The 14,044-nt window shown below is 73.2% G+C and carries 10 protein-coding genes; 8 read left to right on the top strand and 2 right to left on the bottom strand.

Annotated features, from left to right (window positions below; all coding sequences use genetic code 11):
• Nucleotides 1-66: 66 nt before the first annotated feature.
• Nucleotides 67-1,512: a DEAD/DEAH box helicase gene (locus QSK37_RS07245; protein ID WP_285618415.1), complete on the top strand. Its 1,446-nt coding sequence runs from the start codon at nucleotides 67-69 to the stop codon at nucleotides 1,510-1,512.
• 122 nt (nucleotides 1,513-1,634) lie between these two features.
• On the top strand, nucleotides 1,635-2,552 hold the full coding sequence (locus tag QSK37_RS07240; RefSeq protein ID WP_285618413.1) for an alpha/beta fold hydrolase: 918 nt from the start codon (nucleotides 1,635-1,637) through the stop codon (nucleotides 2,550-2,552).
• 82 nt (nucleotides 2,553-2,634) lie between these two features.
• Here QSK37_RS07240 and QSK37_RS07235 read toward each other — a convergent pair whose 3' ends face one another.
• The gene (locus QSK37_RS07235; RefSeq protein WP_285618412.1) at nucleotides 2,635-2,829 is read right to left on the bottom strand and encodes a CsbD family protein; all 195 of its coding nucleotides are present in this window, start codon (nucleotides 2,827-2,829) and stop codon (nucleotides 2,635-2,637) included.
• 209 nt (nucleotides 2,830-3,038) lie between these two features.
• Here QSK37_RS07235 and moeZ point away from each other — a divergent pair, with 209 nt between their 5' ends.
• From moeZ to QSK37_RS07215, 4 genes are all read left to right on the top strand, one after another.
• The gene (gene moeZ, locus QSK37_RS07230) at nucleotides 3,039-4,217 is read left to right on the top strand and encodes an adenylyltransferase/sulfurtransferase MoeZ (RefSeq protein ID WP_285618411.1); all 1,179 of its coding nucleotides are present in this window, start codon (nucleotides 3,039-3,041) and stop codon (nucleotides 4,215-4,217) included.
• Nucleotides 4,218-4,483: 266 nt separating this feature from the next.
• Nucleotides 4,484-5,317: a hypothetical protein gene (locus tag QSK37_RS07225; protein WP_285618410.1), complete on the top strand. Its 834-nt coding sequence runs from the start codon at nucleotides 4,484-4,486 to the stop codon at nucleotides 5,315-5,317.
• The gene (locus QSK37_RS07220; protein WP_285618409.1) at nucleotides 5,305-6,576 is read left to right on the top strand and encodes a S8 family serine peptidase; all 1,272 of its coding nucleotides are present in this window, start codon (nucleotides 5,305-5,307) and stop codon (nucleotides 6,574-6,576) included. The genes QSK37_RS07225 and QSK37_RS07220 overlap by 13 nt, the downstream gene beginning before the upstream one ends.
• A gap of 4 nt (nucleotides 6,577-6,580) precedes the next feature.
• Nucleotides 6,581-6,892: an MGMT family protein gene (locus QSK37_RS07215; RefSeq protein ID WP_285618408.1), complete on the top strand. Its 312-nt coding sequence runs from the start codon at nucleotides 6,581-6,583 to the stop codon at nucleotides 6,890-6,892.
• A 4-nt stretch (nucleotides 6,893-6,896) separates the two neighbouring features.
• Here the strand turns inward: QSK37_RS07215 and QSK37_RS07210 are convergent, their stop codons facing one another.
• A complete protein-coding gene (locus QSK37_RS07210; protein WP_285570562.1) occupies nucleotides 6,897-7,382 on the bottom strand; it encodes a VOC family protein in 486 nt (161 codons plus the stop codon).
• A 191-nt stretch (nucleotides 7,383-7,573) separates the two neighbouring features.
• Here QSK37_RS07210 and QSK37_RS07205 point away from each other — a divergent pair, with 191 nt between their 5' ends.
• Nucleotides 7,574-10,723, top strand: a complete 3,150-nt coding sequence (locus QSK37_RS07205) for an ATP-dependent helicase (RefSeq protein WP_285618407.1) — start codon at nucleotides 7,574-7,576, stop codon at nucleotides 10,721-10,723.
• Nucleotides 10,720-14,040 carry an ATP-dependent helicase gene (locus QSK37_RS07200; RefSeq protein WP_285618406.1) on the top strand — a complete coding sequence of 1,107 codons (3,321 nt, stop codon included), beginning with the start codon at nucleotides 10,720-10,722 and terminating at the stop codon, nucleotides 14,038-14,040. The genes QSK37_RS07205 and QSK37_RS07200 overlap by 4 nt, the downstream gene beginning before the upstream one ends.
• Nucleotides 14,041-14,044 lie beyond the last annotated feature (4 nt).

Below are 14,044 nucleotides of genomic sequence, written 5' to 3'. Positions count from 1 at the left end.
ACGAGTCCGCGATCCCCCGATTATTGCGGAACGTCTCGAGGCGGGCCCTTTCTGAGAGGTTCGTTCTTGACATCAGCTTCATCGACCCTGCCCTCCTTCGCCGAACTCGGCCTCCCGGAGCGGCTGGTCTCCGCACTGGAGCGCCGCGGCATCACGACGCCGTTCCCGATCCAGGCGGCCTGCCTGCCCGACGCTCTCGCCGGGCGCGATGTGCTCGGCCGGGGCCAGACGGGTTCCGGCAAGACTCTCGCCTTCGGGCTTCCCCTTCTCACCCGGATCGCCGGTGGCGACACCGCGCCCAAGCGGCCCACCGCGCTGATCCTCGTCCCCACTCGTGAACTGGCCATGCAGGTCCAGGACTCCCTGGCCCCGCTCGGCCGCAGCCTCGGGCTGCACGCCAAGACCGTCGTCGGCGGCATGTCGATGACGCGCCAGATCCAGGCGCTCCGCCGCGGCGTCGACCTGCTCGTCGCCACGCCGGGCCGGCTCACCGACCTCATCGAGCGCGGCGCCTGCTCGCTCCAGGACGTCCGGATCACCGTCCTCGACGAGGCCGACCACATGTGCGACCTCGGCTTCATGCCGGCGGTGTCCGCGCTGCTCGACCAGATCCCGTCCGACGGCCAGCGGCTGCTGTTCTCGGCCACGCTCGACGGCGACGTCGACAAGCTGGTCCGCAAGTACCTCCACGACCCGGTGACCCACTCGGTCGCGCCGGCCGCCGCGCCGGTGGAGACCATGGACCACCACCTGTTCATCGTCGACCGCGCGCAGAAGCACGACGTCATCGCCGAGGTGGCCGGGCGCGAGGGCCGTACGATCATGTTCGTCCGGACCAAGCACGGCGTGGACGCGCTGACCAAGCGGCTGGCGCGGGTCGGCGTCCGGGCCGGCGCCCTGCACGGCGGCAAGACCCAGGCGGCCCGCACCCGCACCCTGGCGGAGTTCCGCGAGGGCAAGGTCGACGTGCTGATCGCCACCGACGTGGCCGCACGCGGCATCCACGTGGACGACGTCAGCCTGGTCGTGCACGTCGATCCGGCCGCCGACCACAAGGACTACCTGCACCGGGCGGGCCGCACCGCGCGGGCCGGCGAGCGCGGCACGGTCGCCACGCTGGTCGCCCACAACGAGGTCCGCAACACCGAGCGCATGATGCGGCGGGCGGGCGTCCGAGCCCAGCGGTCGAAGGTGACCACCGGGGACGCCACGCTGATCCGCGTCACCGGTGCGCAGGCGCCGAGCGGCATCCCGGTCGAGGTCGAGCCCGAGCAGCCGCGTCCGCAGCGCCGGGGCCACCGGCCGGGCGGCGGCCGCGACCGCCGTCCGGGCAGCCGGTACGGCGAGCGCCGTGAGGGCCGGTCCGGCGGTGGCCGGTACGGCGAGCGCCGCGACGGCGAGCGTCAGGGCGAGCGGCACGACGGCGCGCCCCGCGTGCGTCACGAGGGCCGCTCGGGCGGCCCGCGCCGCCCGCGCCGTGAGGCGACGCCGTCGGCGAGTCAGGGTCAGTAAGAATTGTCGTCGCAGGTCATAGCCTGGGCCGCCCACTTCCTGGTGGGCGGCCCTGACTATGCCCAAGATCGGGTCAAGGCGGGCGAGGGCACAGAATCGGCGCGCGTATTGTTTTCTTTCATATGAGCGCTCCGATTCCGGCCTGGCCTGGCGAACTCGTCTCGCTCGGTGACCTCGAGGTCTTCACCCGGACGGCGCCCGCGCACGACGCCGACGCCGAGCCGGCGGTCTTCGTGCACGGACTCGCGGGTTCGGCCTCCAACTGGACCGACCTGATGGGCCTGCTCTCCGACGAGCTGGCCTGCGAGGCGATCGATCTGCCCGGCTTCGGCTACTCACCCCCTCCGCGGGGCCGCGACTACTCCATCGACGCGCACACGCACGCCGTCGTGCGCCTGATCGAGAAGCGCGCCCGCGGCCCCGTGCACCTGTTCGGGAACTCCCTCGGCGGCGCGATCTCCACGCGTCTCGCCGGCACCCGTCCCGACCTGGTGAAGACCCTCACGCTGATCTCACCGGCGCTGCCCGACCTGCGGCCGCGCTACGGCCCGGCGCGGATCCTGGCCGCCACGATGCCGGGCTTCGGCCCGTGGGCGGTGCGCCGGTTCACCCTGCTGTCGGCCGAGCAGCGGGTGCAGGGCACGCTCGACATGTGCTTCGCCGACCCGACGGGCGTGCATCCCGACCGGCTGATGGAGCTCGTGGAGGACGTCCGGCGCCGCGACGGGCTCACGCACAACGCCGAGGCGCTCATCGCGTCCTCGCGAGGCATCGTCAACGCCTACGTGCGCCGCTCGCTGTGGCGGTACGCCGCGCGGGTGACCGCGCCGACGCTGCTCATCTACGGCCGCCACGACCGTCTCGTGGACCCGCGGATGGCGGCGCGCGCGGGCCGGGTCTTCAAGCGCGCCCGCGTCATCGTGCTGCCCGAGGTCGGGCACGTCGCGCAGATGGAACGCCCGGAGATCGTGGCCCGGGAGTTCCGCGCGATGCTCGACGACACCACGCGGTCCGAGGACACCACCTCCGCCGCGGGTTAGGCCCGGCCCCGTCTCAAAGCCGGACGGCGCCCGTCGCGCGGGCGCCGTCCGGTGTCGGAGCTCGGTCGTGGAGTCCGGCGCATCACTTCCGGAAGGTCTTCCGGATGTCCTTGCCCATGTCCTTGAGGTGCTCGCCGACCTGCTTGGCCCCGCCCTGGGCACGGTCGCCGCGCCCGCGCGCCTCCATGTCCCGGTCGCGGGTCATCCGGCCGGTCTCCTGCTTGGTGTGGCCCTTGGCCATCTGCAGCTTGTTCTTGACCTTGTCTATGAGACTCATCTCTGGCATCTCCTCGCTGAAGGCCGTACGGCTGCGATGTGCCCGCTATTTAGCGAACTATGCCGATCAAGGCCGTCGGCGGTGGTGAGACCTGCCGAGGCCGCGCATCGGGAATGACAGGCCGTATGGGAGAGTTGTCGCCTGGATAGGACACTGATGGTGCACACCAGTGTCCGTTCGGACAATCCCGAGCACGCACAGGAGACACCGTGTCGTTGCCACCCCTGGTCGAGCCCGCGGACGAGCTCACCGTCGATGAGGTCCGGCGCTACTCGCGCCACCTGATCATCCCGGACGTCGGGATGGCCGGGCAGAAGCGCCTGAAGAACGCCAAGGTGCTGTGCGTCGGTGCCGGAGGCCTCGGCTCGCCCGCGCTGTTGTACCTCGCCGCCGCCGGCGTGGGCACCCTCGGCGTCATCGACTTCGACGTCGTCGACGAGTCGAACCTGCAGCGCCAGGTCATCCACGGGCAGTCCGACGTGGGCCGTCCCAAGGCCGAGTCGGCCGCGGCGTCCATCAAGGAGATCAACCCGCTCGTCAAGGTGATCGTCCACAACGAGCCGCTGTCCAACGACAACGTCAAGGACATCTTCTCCGGCTACGACCTGATCGTGGACGGCACCGACAACTTCGCCACGCGTTACATGGTCAACGACGCCGCGGTGCTGCTCGGCAAGCCGTACGTCTGGGGCTCGATCTACCGCTTCGACGGCCAGGCGTCGGTCTTCTGGGCCGAGCACGGCCCGTGCTACCGCTGCCTGTACCCCGAGCCGCCGCCGCCGGGCATGGTGCCCTCCTGCGCCGAGGGCGGCGTGCTGGGCGTGCTGTGCGCCTCGATCGGCTCCATTCAGGTCAACGAGGCGATCAAGGTCCTCACCGGCATCGGCGAGCCGCTCGTCGGCCGCCTGATGATCTACGACGCCCTGGAGATGACCTACCGCAGCGTCAAGGTCCGCAAGGACCCCGAGTGCCCGCTCTGCGGCAAGAACCCCACGATCACCGAGCTGCTCGATGACTACGAGGCGTTCTGCGGCGCGATCTCCGACGAGGCGGCCGACGCCGCCAAGGACTCCACGATCACGGCCCCCGAGCTCAAGGCCATGCTCGAGAAGGACGACATCTTCCTCGTCGACGTGCGCGAGCCGAACGAGTACGAGATCGTCAGCATCCCGGGCGCGACGCTGATCCCCAAGGGCGAGTTCCTGTCCGGCGCGGCGCTGGAGCGCCTCCCGCACGACAAGAAGGTCGTCCTGCACTGCAAGTCGGGCGCGCGCAGCGCCGAGGCCCTGGCGATCGTCAAGAACGCCGGGTTCTCCGACGCGGTCCACCTCGGCGGCGGCGTGCTGGCCTGGGTGAACCAGATCGACCCATCCCTGCCGTCCTACTGACGCACGTCCCGGCCGCGCCGGCACGTGGAGCGCATCCACGTCCCGGCGCGGCCGTTCCGTGCTCGGACGGCGGTACGCGTCTCGGCACGGGATGGCAAACACTCCGTCATGAGACGGCGCGCGGCCTTTCGCTCCCGTTCCGCGTGGTGACCCGGATCAGGCCGGGGCGGCGGGGGCTCGGGGCGCACGAAAGGTGACGTGACCGGCCGAACCGGGGCGGCTCCGGCGACCGGGGACGCCAGGGTGGCCAAGTAACCTAAGCGAATATGGCGCAAAGCTCCGGGCCCGGCTGGCCCGTCCCCGGCTCGGGTTCGTCCGGGCCGTGGCACGGGCCTCACGCGGAGTTCCCGGAGCCGCCTCCCGAACCCACGCCGTGGCACGCGCGGCGCACGCTGTGGCTCGTCGTGGCGATCGTCACCGCGGTCGGCTACCTGGCCGTGGGCGCCCTCGCCACCGGGCGCGTGTACTGGGAGTTCCACCGCAAACCGACCGCCGGCGAGATGTACCAGGCGGCCACCGAAGAGGTGCGCGACCGCTGGCGCACCTGGCCGGCCGAGCGCATCTTCCCCGACACCGTCCCGTACACCTCCGAACAGGGCGGCGTGGAGCAGGCCCGGCGCGTCGGCATCGCGTCCGGCATCGGGTGTGACGACGGCGTCGACGCCCGGCCCGCCGCGGTCCTGAACCGCTACGGCTGCCGCGCGCTGCTGCGAGCGACGTACGTCGACCAGCTCCAGGGCATCGTCCTCACCGTCGGCGTCGCGGCCCTGACCGACGAGCGCGCGGCGCTGGCAGCCAAGGACGCCCTGACGCCGCCCGACCCCACCGACCCCGGCGACACCCTCCACGCGCTGCCCTTCCCCAGGACCATCGCCTCCCGGTTCGACGACGCGGCCCGGCAGTACGCCGCGGCGGGCCAGGCCGGGCCGTACGTCGTGCTCACCGTCGCCGGGCAGACCGACGGGCGGCCGGGCGCGGCCGTGCGCAAGAAGCACACCACCGCCTTCCTGCTCGTCCCCGAGGTCGGCGGCAACATCGTCGACGCCCTCGCGCAGCGCGCCCAGCCCGACTGCTCGCAGAAACGCGAGTGGAAGTGCTGAGGGGCCGCCCGCGGACCCGCGCGGCAGGGCGGCGGGTTCCCGGGAAGGCTCCGCGGCGGCTGACCGCGCTCGTCCTGGCTCTGGCGGCAGCGGCCGGTCCGGCGCTCTGCGGCCCCGCCACGGCGCATGCGGACGACATCCGCGGCCGTGAACAGTGGGTGCTCGACGCCGTCTCCGCCGGGAAGGCCTGGAAGGTCACCAGGGGCAAGGGCGTGACCGTCGCCGTGCTCGACAGCGGCGTGGACGGATCGCATCCCGACCTGGCCGGGTCGGTCACCACCGGTCCCGACCTGATCCACTCCGTCGCGCCGAAGCCCGGCCGGCTGCACGGCACCTGGATGTCCTCGCTGATCGCCGCGCACGGGCACGGCTCCGGCGACGGGATCATCGGGATCGCGCCCGAGTCCCGCGTCCTGTCCGTGCGCACGATCGCCGACCCCGACGAGCCCGGCTACAAGACCTTCCGCGACCGGCCCGAATACCGAAGTTCGCTGGCCAAGGCGATCCGCTATGCGGCCGACCACGGAGCCGACGTGATCAACATGTCGCTCGGCGGCCCGGACGCGTCGGAGCCGGAGCGGTCCGCGGTGGCGTACGCGATCGCGAAGGGCGTCGTCGTGGTCGCCTCGGCGGGCAACGACGGCGACTCCAAGAGCCCCAAGAAAGTGGACCGCAACGGGATCGTCCGGCTGTCCTACCCGGCGGCGTTCCCCGGCGTCATCGGCGTCGCCGCGGTCAACCGTCACGGCACGCCGGCCAAGTTCTCCGACCGCAACGCGAGCGTGCTCGTCGCGGCGCCCGGCGAGGAAGTGGTCGGCGCGGGACCGGACGACGGCTACTGGGTCGGCGAGGGCACCAGCCAGGCCGGCGCCATCGTCTCCGGCGTGGCGGCCTTGGTCCGGGCGAAGTACCCCGACATGGCGCCCGCCCTCGTGGCCCAGGCGATCAGCACGAGCGCGCGCCACCGCCCGGCGGGCGGCTGGGACGAGCTGGTCGGCTTCGGCGAGGTGGACGCGGCCGCGGCCCTGACCGCGGCGTCGAAGCTGAGGGGCTACCAGGACGTCACGGCCGGCCGCCCCGGACGGTTCGACGACGGCCCGGTGAACCCGGTGCAGGTCGAGCGCCACCCGCCCGGGCTGATCTTCCTGGGCGGCTGGATCGGGGTCGCGGCCCTGTTCGGCCTCGCCGGCGCGCTGATCACGACGACACTGCTGATCCTGCGGATCCGGGGCCGCGGGAACACCGACGCGGAGGCCTGACAGGGTGAGTCAGCGAACGTCCCATGAGCCGACGGAGTTCGCCGAGCGGGTGCTCGACCTGGTCGAGCGGATCCCGCCCGGCCGCGTCATGGCCTACGGCGACATCGCCGAGTATCTGGGCGAGGGCGGCCCCCGCCAGGTCGGCCGCGTGATGGCACTGTGGGGCGGCGCGGTGCCGTGGTGGCGGGTGATCCGCAGCGACGGCTCACTGCCTCCGAGCCACGCCCGCGAGGCCCGCCCCCGCTACGTGGCCGAGGGCACCCCGCTGCGCGGCGACCGCGTCGACATCCGCCGCGCCCGCTGGGACGGCGTCTGAGGCCCTACACGACCGTGTTGCCGTACATCTCGCCGAGTGGGTCGGCGAGCAGCTCCAGCCGTGCTCCGTCGGGGTCGCGCAGGTAGATCGAGGTTCCGCTCTCCGTTTGGTACGGCACGCCGGCGGCGTCGAGCTTGCCCCGCAGGCGTTCCCAGGTCCGTGGGTCGACCGAGATGGCGACGTGGTGCAGGCCGCCGAGGACCTCCGCGTACGGGCCGAGGTCCAGGCCGGGGAAGTCGAAGAAGGCCAGCAGGTTGCCGTTGCCGATGTCGAAGAAGAAGTGGTTCGAGCCCTGGTAGTCGCGGTTCTCGACGATCTCGGTGAGCGGGAACTCCAGGAGGTCCTGGTAGAAGCGGATGGTCCGCTCGACGTCGGAGGACAGCAGCGCCGCGTGGTGCAGGCCGCGCGCCGAGCTGGCCGGCCGTTCGGCGCGCAGGTGCTCCTGCCGCAGCCGGGCCCGCTCCGCCTCGATGGCGTCCTGATCGATCATGCTGTTCCTCACCTTCGAGCAGATAGTTGAAAACTAAATCATCACCCCCGTCCAGGGCAAGTACCTGGGCGATCATCGCGCGGAACGATGAAGAATCAATCGCAACATTCGTGACATGCGTGCGTCTTGGCCAGCGCAGTCCCGATGATCTGCTGGAATCGAATGTTGTGTCAGCAGCCTCCTACCGACTCGTGCGACGCGCCGGACCGGCGCAGGCGCCCCCGCCCGTGCTCGACGAGCACCAGCGGCGGGTGGTCGGGCATGCCGGCGGGCCGCTGCTCGTGCTGGCCGGGCCCGGCACCGGCAAGACCACCACGATCGTGGAGACCGTGGTCGACCGCATCGAGAATCGCGGCGTGGACCCCGAACGGATCCTGGTCCTGACCTTCGGCCGCAAGGCCGCCGGCGAGGTGCGCGAGCGCATCACGGCCCGGCTGCGCCGCACCACGCGCACGCCGCTGGCGCTGACCTTCCACTCCTACGCGTACGCCCTGCTGAACCGCGAGGCCGTCCTCGCCGACGAGGCGCCGCCGCGGCTGCTGTCCGGGCCCGAGCACCTGCTGGAGGTCCGCCGCCTGCTCCAGGGCGAGGTCGCCGACGGCGCCCGCGCCTGGCCGCGGCGGCTGCACGAGACGCTGAAGACCCGCGGGTTCGCCGAGGAGCTGCGCGACTTCATCCTGCGCGCCGGCGAGCGCGGCCTCGGCCCCGAGGAGCTGGTCAGGCTCGGGCGCGCCAGGGGCCGCGACGACTGGTACGCCGCGGGCCGGTTCCTGCACCGCTACGACGAGCGTTTCGACGTCGACCCGGTCATGGCCTACGACTACGCCGAGCTGGTGCGCGCCGCCGCCGGGCTGCTGACCCTGGAGGACGTGCGCCGGCGCGAGCGTGAGGCGTACGACGTCGTCCTCGTCGACGAATACCAGGACACCGACCCGGCCCAGGAGCACCTCCTGCGGCAGCTCGCCGGGGGCGGCGCCGAGCTCATCGTCGTCGGCGACCCCGACCAGTCCATCTACGGATTCCGCGGCGCCGACGTGACCGGCATCCTGGAGTTCCCGCAGCGGTTCCGCACCCTCACCGGCGAGGAGGCGCCCGTCGTCTCGCTGCGCGCCTGCCGCCGGATGAGCCCGCCGATCCTCGAGGCGTCCCGCCGGATCGCCGGGCGGCTGCCGATCGGCGCCCTGACCAGCGAGCACCGCGACCTGCGCCCCGCCGGAGAGCAGCACGAGGACGACCCGCAGGCGGTACGCGTGGTGGTCGCCGACAGCGCCAGCCAGGAGGCCGCGCTCGTGGCCGACGAGCTCCGCCGCGCGCATCTCCTGGAGAACGTGCCGTGGTCGCGGATGGCCGTGCTGGTCCGCTCGGCCGTACGCCAGGTGCCGCCGCTGCGCCGCGCGCTGGCCGCCGCGGGCGTCCCGGTGATCGTCGCCGGTGACGAGGTGCCGCTGGTCAACGAGCCGGGGGCCCGCCCGTTCATCGTGCTGCTGCGCGGCGCGCTCCGGCCCGAGACGCTCGACGAGGAGGCGGCCGAGGAGCTGGTCCTGGGGCCGCTCGGCGGCGCCGACGCCCTCGGCCTGCGGCGGCTCCGGCGCGCCCTGCGCGACCTCGCCTCGCTGCGCGAGGGCGAGCCCGGCGACCGGCTGCTCGTACGCGCGCTGAACGACCCGCGCGAGCTGGTCCTCATCCATCCGAAGGTGCGCGCGCCCGCCGAACGCGTCGCACGGCTGATCCGGCTCGCCCGTGAGGTCGCCGGCCACGGCGGTGACGCCGAGTCGGTGCTGTGGACGGTCTGGCAGGAGAGCGGCCTCGCCGACCGGCTCATGGAGCAGAGCGTGGGCGGCGGGTCGCGCGGCGCCGCGGCCGACCGCGATCTCGACGCCGTGGTCGCGATGTTCGACATGGCCGCGCGGTTCACCGACCGGCTGCCGCACGCCGGGCCCGAACTGTTCCTCGACGACCTGGCCTCGCAGGAGATCCCCGGCGACAGCCTGGCCGAGCGGTCGCCCGACGGCGAGGCGGTGCGCATCCTCACCGCGCACCGCTCCAAGGGCCTCGAATGGGACGTCGTCATCGTCTCGGGCGTGCAGGAGGGCGTCTGGCCGGACCTGCGGCTGCGCGGGTCACTGCTGGGCAGCGAGGAGCTGATCGAGTCCGCGACCGCGGCGCCGACGGACGACGAGGTACGCGCGGCGTCCCTGGCGGCCAAGCTCATGGAGGAGGAACGCCGGCTCTTCTACGTCGCGGTGACCCGCGCCCGGCACCGGCTCATCGTCACCGCGGTCGGCGGCGAGGACACCGAAGAACGTCCCTCGCGCTTCCTGCGCGAACTCCTGCCGGACGCCGCCGAGCACGCCCAGCTCGACGAGCGCACCCGGTGGCTGTCGCTGCGCGCGCTGGTCGCCGACCTGCGCTCGGCGGTGACCGACCCCGGCACCGACCCCCAGCTGCGGCGCTCCGCCGCCGGGCACCTGGCCCGGCTGGCCCGCGCCGGCGTCCAGGGCGCCGATCCGCGCAGCTGGTACGCCCTGACCGGCCTGTCGCACGACGGGCCCGCCTTCGCCGATGACGAGCAACTCGTCCTGTCGCCCTCGCAGGTGGAGACGTTCGAGAAGTGCGGGCTGCGCTGGCTGCTGGCGGCCTGCGTCGGCGCGGAGGACGGCGGCGCGGGGGAGTACGCCACGATGGGCAAGGTGATCCACGCCGTCGCCGAGCTGGTCGGCACCGACGAGGGCGCGACGGACACCGACATCGCCAAGCGTCTCGACGAGATCTGGGACGATCTGGACTTCCGCAGCGTCTGGTACTCCGACAAGCAGCGCGACCAGGCCGAGAAGATGGTGAACAAGTTCCTGGCCTGGCACAACCGCCCCGAGGCCCGCGACGTCGTCTCCGTGGAGGAGTCGTTCGCCCTCGACCTGGGCCGGGTCGTGGTCCGCGGGCGCGTCGACCGGGCCGAGCGTGACGACCAGGGCCGCGCCTGGATCGTCGACATCAAGACCTCCAGCTCCCACGTACGCGACGAGGACCTCGCCCGGCACCCGCAGCTCGGGGTCTACCAGCTCGCCGTGATGCTCGGCGCGTTCGCCGACAAGGGGCTCGTCGAGCCCGGGGGCGCCGAGCTGATCCAGGTCGGCAAGGGCGCCTACACCGCGCGGGTCCGCGTCCAGACGCAGGGCCCGCCGTCGGCGGACGAGGACCCCCAGTGGCCGCGCAAGCTGGTCGACCGGGTCGCCGAGGGCATGGCCAACCCGGTGTTCGAGGCCAAGCGCGACGACCACTGCCGTACGTGCCCCGTCCAGAGCTCCTGCCCCGCCCACGAGAACGGCGGACACGTCACGTGATCTCTCCACAGGAGCTGGCGCAGCGGCTGGGCGTGCCCGAACCGACGCCCGACCAGGCGGCGGTGATCCAGGCGCCGCTCGCGCCGATGGCGGTGATCGCCGGGGCCGGGTCGGGCAAGAGCGAGACGATGGCCGCGCGCGTCGTCTGGCTCGTGGCCAACGGGCTGGTCCGGCCCGAACGCGTCCTCGGCCTCACCTTCACCCGCAAGGCCGCCGCCGAGCTGTCCGACCGCGTACGCCGCCGGCTCGGCCAGCTGCGCGAGCACGACGACCTCATCGACCCTGCGATCCTCGACGGCGAGCCGACCGTCTCGACGTACCACGCGTACGCCGGGCGGCTGTTCGGCGACCACGCGCTGCGGGCGGCGCTCGAGCCCACCATGCGGCTCATCACGCCCGCGGTGGCCTGGCAGATCGCCGCCCGGGTCGTCGACGCCTACGACGGACCCATGGACCGCGTCGAGTGGGCGCCCGACACCGTCACCAAGGCGGTCATCGCGCTGGCCGGCGAGATGTCGGAGCACCTGCGCACGCCCGGCGAGGTCCGTGAGGTCGGCGCGTGGCTGCGCGAGCGTCTCGCCGAGGTCAAGAAGCCGACCAAGACGCACCAGGGCAGGATCATGGACACCCAGGCGCTGCGCGAGCAGCTCCTGCCGCTCGTCGAGGCGTACCAGCGGGCCAAGGCCAAGCGCGAGGTGCTCGACCACGGCGACCAGCTCGCCCTCGCCGCGCGGATCGCCCACGACCACCGCGAGGTCGGGGTGATCGAACGCTCCCGCTACGGCGTGGTGCTGCTCGACGAGTACCAGGACACCAGCCACGCGCAGCTCGTCCTGCTGAAGTCGATCTTCGGCGGCGGTCACCCGGTGACGGCCGTCGGCGATCCCTGCCAGTCGATCTACGGCTGGCGCGGCGCCAGCGCGGGCAACCTCCTCGGCTTCGTCCGTGACTTCCCCGAGGGCGACCGCCCCGCCCCGATGCGGCAACTGTCCACCAGCTTCCGCAACGGCGAGCGCATCCTCGACGCCGCCGCCCGCATCCAGACGGAGCTGCGCGAGGAGGCCAAGGACGTGCCGCGCCTGTGGCCGGGCGCGGCCCAGCAGGCGCGCGGCCGCATCGAGTGCGCGCTGCTCGACACCGTCGAGGACGAGGCCGAACGGCTGGCCGAGCGCCTGGCCGCGCTGCTGCGGCAGCCGTACGAGATCGCCCCGGACGGCGCGGTCTGGGACCACGTCACGCGACACGGCGCCGGCCTGCAGCCGTCCGACATCGCGGTCCTGGCCCGCAAGCGCTCGCAGTTCCCCCTGATCAGGACGGCGCTGGAGGGACGCGGAATACCGGTCGAGGTGGTCGGCCTCGGCGGTCTGCTCACCGTGCCCGAGGTGCAGGACGTCGTCGCCACGCTCAAGGTCGTGCACGACCCGTCCGCCGGCGCGTCATTGGCGCGGCTGCTCACCGGGCCGCGCTGGCGCCTCGGCCCGCGCGACCTCGTCGCGCTCGGCCGCCGTGCCCGCGAGCTGGCGCGCGAGGCCGCCCGCGACGTCGACCCCGAGGCCGGCGCCCTGCCGGAGCGGGAGACCGCCGACCCGCTGCGGCAGGTGGTCGAGGAGCTGAACGACGAGCACGGCAGCCTCGTCGACGCCCTCGACGACCTCGGTCCGGCCGAGGCGTACAGCGGCGAGGGCCACGCGCGGCTGGAGCGGCTGCGCGACGAGCTGCGGGTGCTGCGCCGCCACGTCGGCCTGGCACTGCCCGACCTGGTCACCGAGGTCGAGCGCACCCTCGGGCTCGACATCGAGGTCGCCGCGCGTACGGGACTGGACCCGGTGACCGCCCGCGCCGACCTCGACGCGTTCGTCGACGCCGCGGCGTCCTTCGCGGGCGACGCGGAGGATCCCACCCTGGGAGCGTTCCTCGCCTATCTCAGCGCCGCGGAGTCGGAGGAGTTCGGGCTGGAGGCCGGGCGGGTCGGCGAGACCAACAGCGTGAAGCTCCTGACCGTGCACGCCGCCAAGGGCCTCGAATGGGAGGTCGTCGCCATCCCCGGCCTGGCGGTCAACCCGACCAAGGACGGCGCCCCCGGCAAGGGCTCGATCTTCCCCTCCACGCCGCAGAGCTCCTCGCGCTGGACCACGAACGCCCGCGCGCTGCCGTACCCCCTGCGCGGCGACCGGATCGACCTGCCCGCGCTGCCCGGCCTGAACAAGGGCGACATCGAGGCATTCAACGCCGCCACCGCCGAACGCGACGTACGTGAGGAACGACGCCTGGCCTACGTCGCGGTCACCCGCGCCAAGCACCTGCTGATCGCGACGGGTTACCGCTGGGGCACCGGGAGCCGGTCGCTCCAGCCCTCGCCGTTCCTGGAGGAGATCCGCGAGGCGTGCGAGGCCGGCGCGGGCCAGGTCGGCTACTGGGCCGACGAGCCGATCGGCGAGGAGAACCCCCTCCTCGCCGAGCAGGAGACCGCCACCTGGCCGGTCGCCCCGGCGAACCCCTGGCAGGACGAGCCGCAGGGGCCGCCCGCCGACGAGCGTCACGCCGCGATCGCCGAGGGCGCCCGCATGGTCGAGGACGCCATGCGCGGCCGCACCCGCCCCTCCGCCTACGCGCCCCTCCGCGACCCCGACCGGCGGCGGGTCTCGGCGTGGGCGCGCGACGTCGAGCTGCTCCTCGCCGAGCGCGACCGCGCCCGCGGCAGCGACGGCCTGGCCGTCGACCTGCCCGCGCACCTGTCGGTCTCGTCACTGGTCACGCTGGCCCGCGACCCGGCCGCGCTGGCCCGCCAGATCCGCCGTCCGCTGCCACGTCCGCCCGCCCCGTACGCCCGGCGCGGCACCGCCTTCCACCGCTGGCTCGAGTCGCGCTGGGGCCAGCAGCGGCTGCTCGACCTCGACGACCTGCCCGGTGCCTCCGACGAGGGCGCCGCGGCCGACGGGCAGCTGGAGGCGCTTCAGCGGGCGTTCGAGGCGAGCGCCTGGGCCGACCGCGAGCCGTACGACATCGAAGTGCCGTTCGAGACGCTGATCGGCGACCGGCTGATCCGCGGCCGGATGGACGCGGTGTTCCGGGTGGAGGGCGGCGGTTACGAGGTGGTCGACTGGAAGACCGGCCGCCCACCGTCCGGCGAGGAGGCGCGCGTCGCCGGCGTCCAGCTCGCGGCGTACCGCCTGGCCTGGGCACGGCTCGCCGGGGTCGACGTCGAGCGGGTGAGCGCCGCGTTCCACTACGTCGCCGCGAACGCGACCGTCCGCCCCGCCGACCTGCTGGACGAGCAGGGCCTCACCGAGCTGCTGGGCCGCATCCCCTCGGCCTGACACC

This window comes from Actinoallomurus iriomotensis (genome assembly GCF_030269445.1).
Lineage (GTDB): Bacteria > Actinomycetota > Actinomycetes > Streptosporangiales > Streptosporangiaceae > Actinoallomurus > Actinoallomurus iriomotensis.
This window is presented reverse-complemented; position numbering and strand designations above follow the sequence as displayed.

Coding starts and splice junctions, on each gene's coding strand:
- QSK37_RS07225 (WP_285618410.1), top strand. CDS start 4,484: ATGGCGCAAAGCTCCGGGCCCGGCTGGCCCGTCCCCGGCTCGGGTTCG.
- QSK37_RS07210 (WP_285570562.1), bottom strand. CDS start 7,382: ATGATCGATCAGGACGCCATCGAGGCGGAGCGGGCCCGGCTGCGGCAG.
- QSK37_RS07235 (WP_285618412.1), bottom strand. CDS start 2,829: ATGAGTCTCATAGACAAGGTCAAGAACAAGCTGCAGATGGCCAAGGGC.
- QSK37_RS07240 (WP_285618413.1), top strand. CDS start 1,635: ATGAGCGCTCCGATTCCGGCCTGGCCTGGCGAACTCGTCTCGCTCGGT.